This is a genomic window from Thalassotalea sp. 273M-4 (assembly GCF_041410465.1).
In the GTDB taxonomy this organism is placed as follows: domain Bacteria; phylum Pseudomonadota; class Gammaproteobacteria; order Enterobacterales; family Alteromonadaceae; genus Thalassotalea_A; species Thalassotalea_A aquiviva.
On record NZ_CP166961.1, the window covers coordinates 1329676 to 1347498 of the forward strand.

At 41.2% G+C, this 17823-nt stretch carries 14 protein-coding genes; 13 read left to right on the plus strand and 1 reads right to left on the minus strand.

Annotation, left to right across the window (positions count from 1 at the left end):
• Positions 1–41 precede the first annotated feature (41 nt).
• The 11 genes from ACAY00_RS05915 to ACAY00_RS05965 all read left to right on the plus strand — a co-directional run bounded on the left by ACAY00_RS05915 (position 42) and on the right by ACAY00_RS05965 (position 13443).
• Positions 42–821, plus strand: coding sequence for a sugar-binding protein (locus ACAY00_RS05915; protein ID WP_371378592.1), 780 nt, complete (start codon positions 42–44; stop codon positions 819–821).
• Positions 822–1136: 315 nt separating this feature from the next.
• Complete coding sequence (gene rimP / locus ACAY00_RS05920) at positions 1137–1592, plus strand: ribosome maturation factor RimP (protein WP_371378594.1); 456 nt, start codon at positions 1137–1139, stop codon at positions 1590–1592.
• 112 nt (positions 1593–1704) lie between these two features.
• Positions 1705–3198 (plus strand): transcription termination factor NusA, encoded by a 1494-nt coding sequence (gene nusA / locus ACAY00_RS05925; protein WP_371378597.1) that lies wholly within the window; start codon positions 1705–1707, stop codon positions 3196–3198.
• A gap of 24 nt (positions 3199–3222) precedes the next feature.
• Entirely contained in the window at positions 3223–5883 is a 2661-nt protein-coding gene (infB, locus tag ACAY00_RS05930; RefSeq protein WP_371378600.1) for a translation initiation factor IF-2, read from the plus strand.
• Positions 5884–5938: 55 nt separating this feature from the next.
• Positions 5939–6352: a 30S ribosome-binding factor RbfA gene (gene rbfA, locus ACAY00_RS05935; RefSeq protein ID WP_371378603.1), complete on the plus strand. Its 414-nt coding sequence runs from the start codon at positions 5939–5941 to the stop codon at positions 6350–6352.
• A gap of 3 nt (positions 6353–6355) precedes the next feature.
• On the plus strand, positions 6356–7306 hold the full coding sequence (gene truB / locus ACAY00_RS05940) for a tRNA pseudouridine(55) synthase TruB (RefSeq protein WP_371378606.1): 951 nt from the start codon (positions 6356–6358) through the stop codon (positions 7304–7306).
• Positions 7307–7423: 117 nt separating this feature from the next.
• On the plus strand, positions 7424–7693 hold the full coding sequence (gene rpsO / locus ACAY00_RS05945) for a 30S ribosomal protein S15 (protein ID WP_371378609.1): 270 nt from the start codon (positions 7424–7426) through the stop codon (positions 7691–7693).
• A 251-nt stretch (positions 7694–7944) separates the two neighbouring features.
• Positions 7945–8595, plus strand: a complete 651-nt coding sequence (locus tag ACAY00_RS05950) for a pyrimidine 5'-nucleotidase (RefSeq protein ID WP_371378612.1) — start codon at positions 7945–7947, stop codon at positions 8593–8595.
• Between the two features lie 162 nt (positions 8596–8757).
• On the plus strand, positions 8758–10869 hold the full coding sequence (gene pnp / locus ACAY00_RS05955) for a polyribonucleotide nucleotidyltransferase (protein WP_371378615.1): 2112 nt from the start codon (positions 8758–8760) through the stop codon (positions 10867–10869).
• 151 nt (positions 10870–11020) lie between these two features.
• A complete protein-coding gene (gene nlpI, locus ACAY00_RS05960) occupies positions 11021–11905 on the plus strand; it encodes a lipoprotein NlpI (RefSeq protein WP_371378618.1) in 885 nt (294 codons plus the stop codon).
• Positions 11906–11928: 23 nt separating this feature from the next.
• Positions 11929–13443, plus strand: coding sequence for a hypothetical protein (locus ACAY00_RS05965; RefSeq protein ID WP_371378621.1), 1515 nt, complete (start codon positions 11929–11931; stop codon positions 13441–13443).
• Between the two features lie 2 nt (positions 13444–13445).
• On the opposite strand, the gene ACAY00_RS05970 is transcribed toward ACAY00_RS05965, so the two are convergent.
• Positions 13446–13589, minus strand: a complete 144-nt coding sequence (locus ACAY00_RS05970; RefSeq protein ID WP_371378624.1) for a hypothetical protein — start codon at positions 13587–13589, stop codon at positions 13446–13448.
• 357 nt (positions 13590–13946) lie between these two features.
• On the opposite strand from ACAY00_RS05970, the gene ACAY00_RS05975 reads away from it, so the two are divergent.
• Together ACAY00_RS05975 and ACAY00_RS05980 are read left to right on the plus strand one after the other, a co-directional pair.
• Positions 13947–15653, plus strand: coding sequence for a SufS family cysteine desulfurase (locus ACAY00_RS05975; protein ID WP_371378627.1), 1707 nt, complete (start codon positions 13947–13949; stop codon positions 15651–15653).
• Between the two features lie 139 nt (positions 15654–15792).
• Positions 15793–17745 carry an ATP-dependent DNA helicase RecQ gene (locus ACAY00_RS05980; RefSeq protein ID WP_371378631.1) on the plus strand — a complete coding sequence of 651 codons (1953 nt, stop codon included), beginning with the start codon at positions 15793–15795 and terminating at the stop codon, positions 17743–17745.
• The last annotated feature ends 78 nt before the right edge of the window (positions 17746–17823 follow it).

Below are 17823 nucleotides of genomic sequence, written 5' to 3' on the forward strand. Positions count from 1 at the left end.
GGTAATATATAGGCATCAATTAAGCCAATATATCTCAATGTATGTATAAATTTTCTGCCCCATTATTCGCTTCCTTAGCCTTACTTAACCCTTGCACGAGTTTACTCGCCAGTACTGAGCCAGTAACGTATGTATATAAAGCAAATGAAGCTATGACCATTGATGGTCAGTTAACTGAAACGGTTTGGCAAAATACCCCATGGTTACCCATCGATAAACCGATTATTGGCGGTATGCCTGATGCAAATGATTTTCAGGGCCGCTATAAGTTAAGCTGGGATCAGCAGTATTTATATTTAGCAGCGGAAATTAAAGACAATATTTTATTTGATCAACATCGCGATCCAACCTACATGTATTGGGACGATGATTGTTTGGAAATTTTTGTTGATGAAGATAACTCAGGTGGTGATCATCAATTTAATTTTAATGCATTTGCTTATCATATTGGTTTAGATAATCAAGTGGCCGACATAGGACCGAACTTGGCCGATGGCAGTACTAACTTTATTTTACTAAATGATCATATTAAGTCGGCATGGAAAGCACAACACGGGCAAGAAAACACTTTACATTGGGAAGTAGCCATTGCTATTTATGACGACACTTTTGCTTTAAATAAAGCCGATAATAAACCGGTTACTTTAACCGCGGACAAGACCCTAGGTTTTATGTTAGCGTATTGTGATAATGACGGCAGTCAATACCGAGAGCATTTTATTGGCAACCTAGATATAAAACCACTAAATGGTGATAAAAACTTGGGTTATAAGGACGCATCCGTTTTCGCGCCGATTCGATTGAAAAATAATCGCCGCTAATCTAACGCAACCGAGCAGTGGATAAAGGTTTTTATTGCGATTTTAATTCACTGGCGATATAATTGCCCAAGCTTTGAAGTGGGATGTTGTTTTCCTAATAACTCTAAGGATAATAACTTAAGTTCCACGAGACAATAAATTGAATGGCTAAGGTCATCTTTATTGTGACACAAAGGGTTCATCATATAAGCCCCGCGTGAATGGGGCTTTTTTGTATCTGCGTTCTAGCAGTACAATGAGCCTAGATTACTATACCAATACTATTTGGTGTTTTTATTGGGCTTGAGGCCCTTTTTTTGTTTTTGGAGAATCTGATTGAGCAAGTTTGAACAAAAGTTAACTGAGATGTTACGTCCTACCGTAGAAATGACCGGAAGAGAATTGCTGGGTGTTGAATATATTAGTGCCGGTAATCACTCAGTATTGCGTTTATTCATTGATCATGAAAATGGCATAGATGTCGACGATTGTGCGGATGTTTCTCGCCAGGTCAGTGCGGTATTAGATGTTGAAGATCCAATTAGCACCGAGTATAGCCTAGAGGTTTCATCTCCTGGCGTTGACAGACCTTTGTTTAGCAAAGAGCATTATGAAAAAGTGCTAGGTGAAACTGTTGAAGTAAAACTGGCGATGCCATTAAATGGCCGTCGTAAGTTTAAAGGTTTACTTGAAGCCATTGAAGGCGACAATTTAATTGTGGTCGTTGATGGTCAAGATTATGAGTTACCGATAGGTAACATTGACAAAGCAAATTTAGTGGCAAAGTTTTAAGCCATAAATGAACACCATCAGAATATGTTAATAGCATTGTCTGGTCAGAGCTTGGTCAAAGTAAATGGTCAACATATTCTAAGCAGAATTAAAAGAAGTGAGGCAATAAAGGATGAGTAAGGAAATATTACTGGTAGTAGATGCTGTATCGAATGAGAAAGCATTACCTCGTGAAAAAATTTTTGAAGCAATGGAAACTGCGCTGGAAACAGCAACGAAGAAAAAGTATGAAGGCGATATTTTGGTTCGTGTTGAAATCGACCGTGCAACCGGCGATTTTGATACTTTCCGTCGTTGGTTAGTTGTTGCAGACGACGCTGAAACTGAAAATCCTTATGCTGAAATCGGTTTGTCTGCGGCTCAATATGAAGATGAAACAATTGGTCTGGGCGATTACGTAGAAGACCAAATTGAATCGGTTAAATTTGACCGTATCACCACGCAAACGGCCAAGCAAGTTATCGTACAAAAAGTACGTGAAGCTGAGCGTTCTAAAGTGGTTGAAGAATATCAAGATCAACTGGGTGAAATCATTACCGGTGTGGTGAAAAAAGCCAGTCGTGAAAGTATTGTTCTCGATCTTGGTAATAATGCAGAAGCGGTTATTTTTCGCGATGAAATGTTACCTCGTGAAGTATTCCGTCCAGGTGATCGTGTTCGTGGCTTATTGTACGACATTAAACCAGAAGCACGTGGTGCACAGTTATTTGTAAGCCGTGCAAAACCTGAAATGTTGATTGAACTTTTCCGCGTTGAAGTGCCAGAAATTGGTGAAGAAATGTTGGAAATCAAAGGTGCTGCCCGTGACCCGGGTTCTCGTGCCAAAATCGCCGTAAAATCAAATGACAAACGCATCGATCCTGTTGGTGCGTGTGTTGGTATGCGAGGTTCTCGTGTCCAAGCAGTGTCAGGTGAACTTGGCGGCGAACGTGTAGACATCGTGTTATTCGATGACAACCCTGCACAATTTGTAATTAATGCGATGGCACCTGCTGAAGTTGCCTCGATTATAGTGGATGAAGATTCAAACACCATGGATATCGCTGTAGAAGAGGGCAACCTTGCTATGGCAATAGGTAAAAGCGGTCAAAACATTCGTTTAGCTAGCCAATTAACAGGCTGGGAATTGAATGTAATGACAGTTGAAGATATGAAAGCAAAACACGACGCTGAAAATGACAAAGTGTTATCGCTATTCACCGAAAAATTAGATATTGATGACGATTTTGCCACCATGTTGGCCGAAGAAGGCTTTTCTTCTCTTGAAGAAATAGCTTATGTACCGGTTGAAGAGTTATTGCAAATTAGCGGTTTAGATGAAGAAACCGTTGAAGAATTGCGAGAGCGAGCGAAAGCGGCGTTAACCACCCAGGCCTTGGCATCAGAAGAGTCATTAGAAGATGCTGAGCCAGCAGATGATTTATTAAATCTTGAAGGTTTAGATAAGCATTTAGCCTACGTATTGGCAAGTCGTGGCGTGATCACGCTAGAAGATTTAGCCGACCAAGGCATAGACGATATCTCGGATATTGAAGAGCTTGATGAAGAAAAAGCGGGCGAGCTTATCATGGCTGCTCGAAATATTTGCTGGTTTAATGAAGAATAAGCTCGAGCAAGGAGAAATTATTACATGACAGATGTAACTGTAAAACAACTCGCTACCGAAATTGGTACAGACGCAGACCGTTTGGTGGCTCAACTTGCCGATGCCGGCATTAAAAAAACGGCAAGTGACAATGTCACAGAACAAGAAAAAGAAACATTACTAGAGTACTTGAAAAAGCAACATGGTGATGAGTCGGGCGCAAAACCAAAGCGCATGACACTAAATCGTAAAACTAAGTCAACCATCACCACAGGTTCTGGTTCAAAAGCGAAGCAAGTACAAGTAGAAGTGCGTAAAAAGCGTACCTACGTAAAAGCAAGCGACTTAGAATTAAAAGCGCAAGCAGAAGCCGAAGCGAAAGCGCAAGCCGAAGCTGAAGCAAAAGCTAAAGCAGAGGCGGAAGCAAAAGCCAAAGCGGCTGCCGAAGCGAAAGCCAAAGCAGAAGCCGAGGCGAAAGCAAAAGCGGAAGCTAAGGCAAAAGCCGACGCTGAAGCGAAAGCCAAAGCCGAGCAAGCTCGTGCGAATAAACCTGAAGAAGTTGTTCCTGCAAAAACCAAAGCGGAACAAGAAGAAGCGGATCGTATTCGCCAAGCGCAAGAAGCAGAAGCCGCAGCTAAAGCCGAAGAAGAAGCGCGTCTATCGGCTGAAGCAGCGAAAAAACTAGCCGAAGAAAACGAAGCTCGCTGGCAAGCACAAGAAGCAGAACGTCGTAAAAAAGAGCAAGAAGTTGTTCATGTTACTTCGTCTGTATACGCACAAGAAGCGGAAGACAAAGTAGACCAACAAGAAGAAGTTGGTGGCCGTCGTCGTCGCAAGAAAAAGCCTGGTCAAAAAGAGACTCAAGGCAACCGTCGTGGTAAAGGTAAAGGCAAATCAACTTTAAATGCGCCATCTTCTTTACAACATGGTTTCCAAAAACCAGCGAAAGCGGTTGAACGTGAAATTCGCATCGGTGAAACCATTTCTGTTGCTGAACTAGCCGATAAAATGGCGGTTAAAGGCGCAGAAGTTGTAAAAGTCATGTTCAAAATGGGCGCAATGGCAACCATTAACCAAGTTATAGACCAAGAAACAGCAGCCTTAGTTGTTGAAGAAATGGGTCATAAAGTGGTATTGGTGAAAGAAAATGCCTTAGAAGAAGCGGTACTTGGCGATCGTGGTCACACCGGTGAAGAAATCACTCGTGCACCAGTGGTTACTATTATGGGGCACGTTGACCATGGTAAAACCTCGTTACTTGATTACATTCGTAAATCAAAAGTAGCAGACGCTGAAGCCGGTGGTATTACTCAGCACATTGGTGCGTATCACGTAGATACTGGTCATGGCATGATCACTTTCTTAGATACGCCAGGTCACGCAGCGTTTACCGCTATGCGTTCACGTGGTGCTAAAGCAACCGATATCGTTATCATTGTTGTTGCAGCAGATGATGGTGTTATGCCTCAAACAATTGAAGCGATTCAGCACGCAAAAGCGGCCGATGCACCCATTATTATTGCGGTAAACAAAATCGATAAAGAAACAGCTGATCCAGATCGCGTTAAGAACGAATTAGCACAACACGACGTTATTCCTGAAGAATGGGGTGGTGATACCCAATTTGTTCACGTTTCTGCCAAAGCGGGTACCAACATTGATGAATTACTTGATGCGGTATTGCTGCAATCAGAAGTATTAGAATTAACGGCTGTCGTTGATAAAATGGCAAACGGTGTGGTTGTTGAATCGAAGCTTGATAAAGGCCGTGGTCCAGTTGCTACTGTATTAGTTCAAGAAGGTACTTTACGCCAAGGTGACATCGTTTTATGTGGTCTAGAATATGGCCGCGTACGTGCGATGCGTGATGAGTTAGGTAAACCAATTGAAGAAGCTGGCCCATCAATTCCTGTTGAAATCTTAGGCTTAAGTGGTGTACCTCAATCAGGTGATGAAGCGACAGTTGTTAAAGATGAGCGTAAAGCACGTGAAGTTGCGTTATACCGTCAAGGTAAATTCCGTGATGTGAAACTTGCTCGTCAGCAAAAAGCCAAGCTTGAAAATATGTTTACCGATATGGCTGAAGGCGATGTGTCTGAAGTTAATATCGTATTAAAATCTGACGTACAAGGTTCATTGGAAGCCATTTCAGATTCATTATTAAAACTGTCTACTGACGAAGTGAAAGTTAAAATTGTTGGCTCTGGTGTTGGTGGTATCACCGAAACGGATGCTTCTCTTGCTGCAGCTTCAAATGCGATTGTGGTAGGTTTTAACGTTCGTGCGGACGCCGCGGCTCGTAAAGTAATTGAATCTGAAAACCTAGACTTACGCTACTACAGCATCATTTATCAATTAATTGATGAAGTTAAGGCAGCGATGAGTGGTTTACTTGCACCAGAATTTAAGCAAGAAATCATTGGTTTAGCGGAAGTTCGTGACGTGTTTAAATCACCTAAAATCGGTGCTATTGCTGGTTGTATGGTTACCGAAGGTAACATCAAGCGTAGCGCGCCAATTCGTGTTCTACGTGAGAACGTCGTTATTTACGAAGGTGAATTAGAATCATTACGTCGCTTTAAAGACGATGTCCAAGAAGTACGTAATGGTACTGAATGTGGTATCGGCGTTAAAAACTATAATGATGTTAGAGTGGGTGACCAAATCGAAGTATTCGAAACGGTCGAAGTTAAACGCACACTTTAATCATTAAGTCTTAGTAAAATAGGGGCTTAGCCCCTATTTTTTTCCGGAGTCTGATATGGCCAGAGAATTTTCTCGAACAGATCGAGTTGCACAACAAATCCAGAAAGAAATTGCCGTTATTTTGCAACGAGAAATCAAAGATCCTCGTTTAAGCATGTTAACGGTTTCTGCGGTAGAAGTGACTCGTGATTTGGCGTATGCCAAGGTTTTCGTTACCTTTTTTGACGACGACCAAGAAAAAGTTAACACCTCTTTAGATGTGTTAAATGATGCCGCCGGTTTTATTCGTTCATTGCTTGCTAAGCGTTTACGCGCTCGCATTATGCCAAACCTGCGTTTTCAATACGATCAATCATTAGTCGAAGGGGTTCGAATGACCTCTCTTGTTGATAAAGTGATCCGTGAAGACGAAGAAAAAGCCAGCAAGAAAAGCAATGATTCTGCTGATAACTCACCGCAGGAAGATTAACTCATGGCAAGGCGTAGAAAAGGTCGTCAGGTCGATGGCATTGTGTTATTGGATAAGCCCTATGACATGTCATCAAACCATGCTTTACAAGCTGTAAAACGAATATATTTTGCCAACAAAGCCGGTCATACTGGCGCCTTAGATCCTTTGGCGACGGGTATGTTACCGATTTGTTTGGGTGAAGCGACTAAATTTTCACAATTTTTATTAGATACCGATAAAACCTATATTGTTACCGCAAAGTTAGGTATTCGCACCACGACCAGCGATGCCGATGGTGAAGTCGTTGCGCAAAAAGCAGTGAATGTTAGTGAACAAGAACTGATGCAAGCGTTGGATTCTTTTCGCGGTCACTCAAAGCAAGTGCCTTCGATGTATTCAGCATTGAAGCACAAAGGTCAGCCTTTATACAAATATGCCCGAGAAGGGATCACGGTAGAACGTGAAGCTCGCGATATCACCGTATTTCAACTTGATTTGTTGCGCTTTGAAGGCGACGAAGTGGATATGCAAATTCATGTTTCTAAGGGCACCTATATTAGAACCATTGTTGACGATTTAGGTGAGCTGTTAGGCTGTGGTGCACACGTGAGCATGCTCAGACGTACTAAAGTTGGCCCCTATCCAATTGAAAAAATGGTCACTTTAGAGCAGCTTGAAGCCTTACTTGAGCAAGCTAAAGCCCAAGATAAGAGCCCTTCAGAGCTGTTAGACCCGTTGCTACTCAATATGGATACGGCTTTGTTTGAATTGCAAGAAGTCAATGTCGACGAGGAATCTGCCAGATACCTGCAACATGGTAATCCAGTTATGGTAGGTAACTTGCAAGCGCATGATAAAATGCTCAAACTGACTGTCGGTGAACAAAAACGCTTTATTGGTGTGGGTGAAATTAATCAGGACGGTATGTTGGCACCCAAACGCTTGGTGGTATTGCACACCAACAGCGAGTAAGCTAAAAACACTTGCATTGCGCGGATTTATTGTTAGAATACGCGCTCTTTAATGTGTCTTGCTGAATTAGTGTTTGGCTCGACATTGATTTTAACTTTTAACACTAAGGTATATATTATGTCTTTATCTGCTGCTGAAAAAGCTGCAATCGTTGCAGAATACGCTCAAGCTGAAGGTGACACTGGTTCTCCTGAAGTACAAGTTGCTTTGTTAACTACACAAATCAACCACCTACAAGGTCACTTCAAAAAGCACATCCACGATCACCACTCACGTCGTGGTCTACTACGTATGGTTAGCCAACGTCGTAAGCTTCTTGACTACCTTAAAGGTAAAAACGTTGCACGTTACACTGACCTAATTGCACGTTTAGGCCTACGTCGCTAATAAGCACGTACCCAAAACGGAAAAAGGAGCCTATTGGCTCCTTTTTTTTGTCTGCTATTTACTGACTAAAAGTATTGGTATAAGCACCGAGTTTAATGTTTTTTTACTCCGCTTTTTTACTTAGCATCGGTGAGATCAGGGAATGCGAGGTAATAATTTTCTGTTACCAATTGCTACAACTCTTGGTATAAATAGTTGTTACTATCGTTTTAATCCGTTGCCGCCGTTGCCACCAATAAGGAGAAGTATCGTTGCTGGCTTTACAACAACGGGACGTGCATTTGTACGATCTCGACAACACCCTTTATCATCCTAAAAATCAAATATTGGAACAAATTGGTGCTCGCATGCGCTATTTTCTGAGCCAACAATTAAACATCACATTAGCGCAAGCAAACCAACTTTGTGAGCAGTACTACCTAAAATACGGTGGTTCAGGTAGAGGAGTGCAACTGCACCATCCTGAAATAGACTTAGAAGAATTTGCTCAATACAGTCATGATGTTGACTTACGACATGTTCAACCCGATCAACGATTAAATCTTGCGTTATCTAATTGCTCAAAAACACGCTATGTGTTTACCAATTCCCCGAACACTTATGCGACTCGGGTATTGCAGCATTTAGGCCTTTATGAGTACTTTGAAGGGGTGTTTTCGGTTGAGCTAACCGACTATAAAATGAAGCCTGATCCGCACGCTTTTCAAACCATATGTCAGCACTTTAATTTTGCGGCGAATAACGCTGTGATGTATGACGATCAGCCGCTAAACCTAGAGACTGCAAGAGGACAAGGTATGCGTACGGTTTTGGTCAATCGGGACGACCTTAAGCAGGCAAGTGCATGCTATAGAACCAATGCTTTAGCCGATTTTGTTGAAAAAATGAATCATATTCGATAAATAATCTGAGTGTTCAATAAAACATCAATATGAATTTATAAAAATTATTAATTTGAGCATTTTTATTAGTGGCTTTAAGTCGCTAAGTGCGTATAATTACTTGCGAAATTATATATAAAATGAAACGTAGGGCGTTGGGCTCTACCATATAAGGAAAAAACAGTGACTCCGATTACTAAAACATTTGAGTACGGACAGCATACAGTAACACTAGAAACCGGTGTTATCGCTCGTCAAGCAACAGCCGCCGTTATGGCCAGTATGGATGATACATCTGTATTAGTATCTGTTGTAGGTAAAAAAGAAGCGGTTGAAGGCCAAGACTTCTTCCCATTAACGGTTAACTACCAAGAAAAAACATACGCAGCAGGTAAAATTCCTGGTGGCTTCTTCAAACGTGAAGGTCGTCCTACCGAAGAAGAAACCCTAACTGCACGTTTAATTGACCGTCCAATTCGTCCTTTATTTCCTGAAGGATTTACCAACGAAGTTCAAATTATCGTTACCGTTGTTTCTGCCAACCCAGAAATTGCACCAGACATCATTTCATTATTAGGTACCTCCGCCGCATTAGCGATTACAGGTATGCCTTTTAATGGCCCAGTAGGTGCTGCTCGTGTTGGTTACATCAACGATAAGTACATATTAAACCCTCTACAATCAGAGCTTGAGCAAAGCAAATTAGATTTGGTTGTAGCTGGTACAGAATCAGCCGTTTTGATGGTTGAGTCAGAAGCCGACGTATTATCTGAAGAAATTATGCTTGGCGCTGTGGTATACGGCCACGAAGAATCACAAAAAGCGATTAATGCAATCAAAGAGTTTGCTGCTGAAGTCAATGCGCCATCTTGGAACTGGGAAGCACCAGTGAAAAACGAAGCGTTAACAGCTAAAATCGCTGACCTGGTAACAGAAGATGTGAAACAAGCTTACCAAATTACGGAAAAAGCCGCTCGTTACGAAAAGATTGCCGAAATTCGCAATGCCCTAGTTGAAAAGTTAGCAGCAGAAGATGACGAATTAAACGTACAAGAAGCAAAAGACTTATTCCACGATTTAGAGAAAAAAGTTGTTCGTGAACGCATCACTTCTGGCGCGCCTCGTATCGATGGTCGTGACCCTGAAATGATCCGTGCTCTTGATGTGATGACTGGTGTCCTTCCTCGTACTCACGGCTCAGCTGTCTTTACTCGTGGTGAAACCCAAGCATTAGTTACTGCAACCTTAGGTACCGCGCGCGATGCACAGCGTGTTGAAACCATCTTAGGTGAAAAAACTGACAACTTTATGTTGCACTACAACTTCCCTCCATACTGTGTGGGTGAAACCGGTTTTGTTGGTTCTCCTAAGCGTCGTGAAATTGGTCACGGTCGTTTGGCTAAGCGTGGTATTGCCGCGGTGATGCCGTCAATGGAAGAATTCCCATACGCGGTTCGCGTGGTGTCTGAAATCACCGAATCGAACGGTTCATCGTCAATGGCTTCTGTTTGTGGTACTTCATTAGCACTTATGGATGCTGGTGTACCGATTAAAGATTCCGTTGCCGGTATTGCGATGGGTCTAGTTAAAGAAGGCGACAGCCACGTTGTTCTTTCTGATATCTTAGGTGATGAAGATCACTTAGGTGACATGGACTTTAAAGTAGCTGGTACTCAAAATGGTATTACTGCATTGCAGATGGATATCAAAATTGAAGGTATCACCAAAGAGATCATGCAAACGGCATTGAACCAAGCTAAAGGTGCACGTATTCATATCCTAGGTGTTATGGATCAAGCGATTAACTCTGCTCGTGAAGACATCTCTGAGTTTGCTCCTCGCATTCATACAATGAAGATCAGCGCAGACAAAATCCGTGACGTAATTGGTAAAGGTGGTGCAACTATTCGCCAACTTACTGAAGAGACCGGCACGACCATTGAAATTGAAGATGATGGTACGGTAAAAATCGCGGCAACGTCAGGTGAACAAGCTGAAGATGCGATCAACCGCATCAAGTCTTTAACCGCTGAAATTGAAGTGGGTGCTGTATACTCGGGTAAAGTTGTACGCATCGTTGACTTTGGTGCTTTTGTTAATGTACTACCTGGTAAAGATGGTTTGGTTCATATTTCACAAATTGCTGAAGAGCGTGTGAACAATGTGACTGATTTCCTTTCTGAAGGTCAGGAAGTAACGGTTAAGGTATTGGAAGTTGATCGCCAAGGCCGTGTTCGTTTAAGCATGAAAGAAGCGGCTGACAAGCCAGCTGCTGATGAAACAGCCGCAGAATAATTAGCGACGCACTGACCACTCATTGGAAAGTGCGTAATAAGCGTTCTGAATAAGGGAGGGTTAAATCTCCCTTTTTTTATATACACATTACAATCATTTTTATTCTGCTAAACTTTTGAAAGAAGCATTAGCATCTTATCTGGGAAATTGTGTGAAAATTAAATCTATAACAGTGTTAGTTGTACTGTCTTTTTTATGTGGTTGTTCCACTACAGATAATTATTTTTCGAATGTCTCCAACCTTATCATTGCTGAACCAGCACCGATTAATCAACAAAGTGAAATCGCGTTAGCCCGATTATCAGAAATCATTAACCGGGCCGATGTCAGTCCCGAACAAAAAGCCAGACTGTTTTATGATCGTGGCATTATATTTGATAGTGTCGGATTACGTGCGTTAGCTAATTTTGATTTTCAAAGAGCATTAAGATTACAACCAGATATGGTGGAAGCTTATAATTTTATCGGTATCCATCACACTCAAAGACAACAGTTTTTGCAGGCGTATGAGGCTTTTGATTCTGCAATAGAACTCGATCCTAATCATCAGTACGCCTATTTAAATCGTGGTATTGCATTGTATTATGGTGGTCGCCCTAATTTAGCCATAGACGATTTAAATACGTTTAAAGCGCAACAGCAAAATGACCCTTATCGTAGCGTTTGGTTGTATCTCGTTGAGCAGCAAATCGATGAAAAGGCGGCTCTTACCCGGTTGCAACAAAACTTCAACGCATTGATGCACGATGGTTGGGCGAATAATATTTTGCGCTTATATCTTGACGATATTTCGGAACAAGAATTCATTCGTTCGATGGCTAAAGACGTTAATAGCCATAAAGAGCTTACCGACAGATTGTGCGAAGGTTATTTCTATTTAGGGAAATATTACTTAAACAAAGGCCGAAAAGATCTGGCGGCTGATTATTTTAAATTGGCATTAAGCACCAATGTGTATGAATTTGTTGAACACCGATACGCCAAACTAGAACTTGAATTACTTAACGTTAGAATGGGGCCAATACGCGAGCCATAAAGGCGGTATGTTGGTCGGTCACTGTGAAGTTTAAAAGCAGTATTATTTTTTTACTGTGCGTATTACTAAGCCACAGCTCATTTTCTGTTAGTCAATACTTAAAAGAGCTTTTAGCCACGCACGGTCAAACTCCTGCCCAACTTGACTATGGTTTAGGGTTAAAACTGACCAGTGCCTATAAAGTCGCATATACTCAAAGTCGCCAAGGCAGCGCGCCTTGGCTACGGTATGGTCAAATCCTAGGACGTTCTGATCCTAACTACGCTTGGGCCATGGCTCAGCACTTCTTCTCCCAACAAGACGCGCAGTTTAGTCATTATTGGTACCAAAAGGCGCTAGAGCTGGGTTCACAGCAAGCGATTATTAATCTAGGTCAGAGCTTTCTTAGCCAGCAGCGTTTTAATGAACAACAACTGCAAAATCTAAAAGTGAAAATAAGTCGATTTATTGATTCCAGTGAAGAGGCGCAAAAGATCGCCATTGAACTGGCTATATGGGCAGATGATCGAACCTGGTTAAACAGCATTCTGCCACATTTATCCCAACCGAAGCAGCTTAAATTAAAGCAATGGCTCCTAGACATTCGCTTTGATGATCAAGTAGGTCTGGGTGTAGGGAAGCGGCAAAAAGATCAAGCAAATGTTTTATTTACAAACATTGAACAACAGGATAGATGTGCGAACTCTATTCAATTTTTTGCCACTAACAAGGCAAATATTAACAAAATCAATGGCTATTTAAGCACATTAAAACAACACAAATTTTTTGGACAACAATTCTGTTTCTTACCGGTACGCTATATTAATGAACAAGCTTTAGGGTGCACAAATAACGCTAGCGCACCCATTCAATGTCGAGAAGATATTTATGCAAACTTGGATCTGGCAGAGCATGTCAGGTACATAGCAACCGTGGTGCCATTTGGGGGTGCTAATGTGAATCATGGCATTTTATACATGGACAGTCGGGATGATATCAAAGTCTTAGAGCATGAATTATTGCACTTACTTGGGTTTATTGACGAATACCCATTACCAGAAGGGCATCGGGACTGTGAACCTGACAATGCCCCCTTGGTTCGTCAAAATGTGTATATCACTCACCCGTTAACTTTTTTAACCGAGCAAGAGGCCAGAGCTAAGCTTAAACACGTATTACCTTGGTTTGATTTCATTAAAGCCAGTACGCCGATAACTCATAAAACCGATCAAGGCTATCAATTAGGCACGCCAATGGGGTTTGCCAATGAAGTCGGAGTGTTTGCCACCGATTCATGTGACTTAAGCAGCAGTCAGGCTTTTAAAGCCGTAGCTTCGACAACCCAAATGCAACATTTTGAACTGGCGTTAGAACCGATTTATCAGGAAATGATCAATCGCGGTGAACACAATCTGAAAATGCCTGCGTATTATTACAATCTTGGGCTTTATGCACGTCAACAAGGGCATTTAGAAAGAGCTAACCATTGGTTTAAAAAAGCGGGGGCTGTGGAAAAAATCATTGAGAGACAAAGGCTCATCTCTCAGGGAGAGTACTAATTTTATTTATCCATGTTTATTGGTGTATCGATTGCGTCCTCATCGACTTGGCGTTCGGTAGATGGTTCTGGGGTTCCCATTTGAGTTTGAGTAATGGGCCACATACGTTTGTGTTTTAGATTTAATTTCCTATTGTCATTTATCATTGAATTTCTTGATTGTTTCGAAGTTCGAAACCAAGAGAACAGTGCCATATTATCCCTCTTGTATTTTAAGCGTTTGACATTAATTACCTACCTGACAGCTTTGTGTGGAGTAGGCTATATTATTGTTTCCAAGTAGCTTTATCTAAGTTTTAAAGTTTTAAAAACAACTGTTTTGATTCTATATTCAACCGTGGGATTGATTAAAACAATAAAAACTCAGTAACCTAGTTATAGTCAAAGATTGTTCTTTTTGCCTGACATTTGCTAAAAAAACCGGGTAAAGCACAACATCGCAATCGATGTACGGTATAATTGCCATTCAATCTATTAATTAAGCCCATTTTATAGTGAGCCAGAATGTTTTCAGTCGCCAAGTTTCGAGATCTTTTTCCAATTTTACAAACATATAGCAATAACTATCCGTTGGTATATTTTGATAATGCGGCTACAACTCAAAAGCCTTTGTCAGTGGTTCAGGCTTCGGTAGATTTTTATCAGCAAAGCAATGCGAATGTTCATCGTTCTTCACATTATTTAAGTTCTAAAGCAACCCGTCTGTTTGAGCAAGTTAGAACTCAAATCGCTCAATTCATCAATGCCAAAGAAGAAACTGAAATCATTTGGACAAAAGGCACTACTGAAGCGATAAACTTGATAGCGCACAGCTATGGCTTGTCCCACTTGCGTGCTAATGATGAAATCGTGGTGTCGCAAGCAGAACATCATGCCAATATTGTGCCCTGGCAACACATTGCCACCATGACAGGGGCAAAGCTTGTGGTGTTACCCTTACAAAGTGATGGCCGGATCAGTCTTGAAAACGCTAAAATTCTGATCAGTTCAAAATGTAAAATCATCGCCATTAACCATGTTTCTAATGTCCTTGGTAAAATTAACCCAGTCAAAGAACTTGTGGCATTAGCCCACAAACAGGGCGCGATCAGTGTTATTGATGGTGCTCAAGCCATTGCGCATTTACCTGTGGATGTGCAGGATTTAAATTGTGATTTTTATGTTTTTTCCGGCCACAAAATGTATGGACCAACCGGAATTGGTGCTCTATATGGCAAGAAATCTTTATTACACATAATGCCGCCATATCAATTTGGTGGCGAAATGATAAAACACGTTAGTTTTGAAGCGACCACCTACAATACTTTACCGCACAAATTTGAAGCGGGAACCCCAGATATTGAAGGCGTCATTGCCTTAGGTGAAAGTTGCACATTAATTTCACAACCATCTAGAAACTTGATGTTTGCTTATGAACATGACCTTGCCCAATACATGTATCAAAAGCTTGCTGAGCTTGAACCTGTGACTTTGTTGGCACAAGGCTGTCCTGACGTACCGATTTTTAGTTTTACCGTAAACAACATTCATCACCAAGATTTAGCCGCTTACCTAGACTCCAAAGGGATTGCGGTACGAAGTGGCCATCATTGTACGATGCCATTAATGAGTTATTTTAATCTAGATGGGGCGGTTAGGGTGTCATTGACCGCTTATAATACTTACGCTGAAGTCGATTATTTTATTCAACAGCTGAAATTGTATTGTGCGCAAGAGCACAGGTTAGAGTCAAAACCGATAGTGCCGAAGCCGTTTGAGGCGAATTCAAGCCCTCAAGAGGACACACAACAAGCAGAATTTGTGCGTCAAAGTGAGGTTTTAGAAAAATTTGCTAAGGCAAGAACTTGGGATGCTAAGCATCGCGAGATCATGTTGTTGGCAAAACAATTGCCACGCTTAGACAAAGGCGAACGTCAGCCGACAGATTTAATTTCTGGTTGTGAAAGTAAAGCGTGGTTAAAAACTAAAATATGCCCAAACATTAACACCTTGTGGTTTGAATGTGACAGTGATGCTAAGGTTATTCGGGGCCTGATGGTCATTATTTTAAGTGTCTATCAACAAAAAACACCCAAACAGATTATTGAATTTGATATCAGTGAATACTTTGAACATCTCGGCTTAATGCAACATTTAAGCCCTTCTCGTGGCAATGGGGTTAAAGCGATAGTTGAACGAATCCAACAATTAGCTTATAACAGGTTGAAATGATTAAAATTTTTACTAAAAACAATAAATATGTGGACGCAGGGCACTGACGTTAGCAAAAACCATATACCTTCAAATGCTTAATTTTTTAAGCCTATTTGGCGACAACATTGAATTTCTGAGGATGAAAAATTAAACCGTTATGCTAAAAAGCACAACCAATCTTGCTACTGATTTATTGCAATCTTATTTTGGCTTTTCAACCTTTCGCCCTGGTCAGCAGCAGGTGATCAATTCAATCCTTGAAGGGCAAAGCGTCGCGGCAATTTTTCCAACAGGATCAGGCAAGTCATTGTGTTACCAATTACCGGCTCTAGCATTACCGCATTTAACCGTGGTTATTTCACCGTTATTGGCTTTAATGCAAGATCAACTAGGTTTTCTTGCCACTAAAGGGATCTCCGCAGCAAGTATTGACTCTAGCCAAAGTAAAGAACAGGTAAGGGATGTGATGAATGGGGTTCGTTGCGGTCAAATCAAGGTCCTGATGATATCTGTTGAACGGTTAAATAACGAACGGTTTCGCCATTTTTTGCAGCAAATTCCAATATCTTTGATGGTTATTGACGAAGCTCACTGTATTTCGGAATGGGGACATAACTTTCGACCAGATTATTTGAAATTACCGCTCTATAAGAAACAGTTTCAAATACCTCAAGTGCTTTTATTAACGGCAACGGCCACTAAGGCGGTGATTAATGATATGTGCACCAAGTTTGATATTGCAGATACTAATGTCGCAATCACCGGATTCTACCGAGCCAATTTACACATTGAAGTGCAATCCGTAGACGCAGATATGCGTTTAAAATGCTTACAGCAATGGCTACAGCCAAAACTTGGCTTGTCTGGCATTATCTATGTAACCTTGCAAAAAACAGCAGAAGATTTAGCGCAGCAGTTGCAACAGCTTGGTATTGAAGCAATTGCATACCATGCAGGATTGGACAGCGAGGTTAGACAGCAGATCCAACAAAATTTCATGGATTCTAAGCATAAACTGATTGTCGCTACCATCGCCTTTGGCATGGGCATAGATAAGTCTGATATTCGTTATGTGGTTCATTATGACTTGCCAAAATCAATTGAAAACTACGCGCAAGAAATTGGCCGGGCAGGGCGCGATGGTCAAATCTCAAATTGTTTGTTGTTTGTCAACTTAGACAATCGTCATATTTTAGAAAATTTTGTCTATGCAGCAACGCCGCAACAACAAGATATCGCGTATGTAGTCAAAGACTTACAACAACAAGCACATTTAAATAATGGTCAATTTGAGCTGGTTTTAAATAGCTTTTCGCAACAATCAAATATTAACCCATTAACCTTAAAAACATTATTGGTTTATTTAGAATTAGAGCAGGTTATTCGACCGGCTTACAGTTACTTTGCTGAATATAAGTTTAAGCTTAAGGTGAACGAAAACCAGTTAATCGAGATGTTTAAAGGAGAAAGGCAAAACTTTGTTAGAGCCCTACTGCAAAGCTGTCAAAAAGCAAGAGTATGGTACAGTCTTGATTTTACCCAACTCAATTACTTGTACCCGAGTGACCGAGAGCGGGTGTTAACGGCCTTGGAATATTTCAGTGACAATGATTTGATAGAGTTACAAACAAAGCAGTTGACTGAAGTCTACACAGTGACAAGTAATAGCGAAGATAACACCGCCTTAGTAAGTTCATTACATCAAAGGTTTATGCAAAAGGAGCAAAGCGATATTGCCAGAGTTGATAAACTGCTATCTATTTTTACCTCTCACAGTTGCATTAGTAAGCAGTTAGCAGAGTATTTTTCAGATATCACTTTATCTGAAGATTGCCAACACTGTTCGGTTTGCCATGGCCATATCACCACACTCCCGACAGCCAAACCTCTAGCAAAACTTAGCACGATGGATTTTTCTCGCTTAACGGAACAAGCCAAAGAGGTGTTAAAAGATAAAGCCAGTGATGACATCATCAGTAAGTTTTTATGTGGTTTATCAACACCTATCTTTACACGACTTAAACTGAGAAAGTTAGCGCATTTTGGCTGCCTTGAACAATACCCCTTTGCCGAAGTAAAAGATTGGGTGGAACAACAGTTACGCACTTGATGTTAACTAAGCTAAATTACGCATTGGGTTTAAACCATTTCAATTAAACCGTATGCTTTTGCACTCACATCGGTTTTC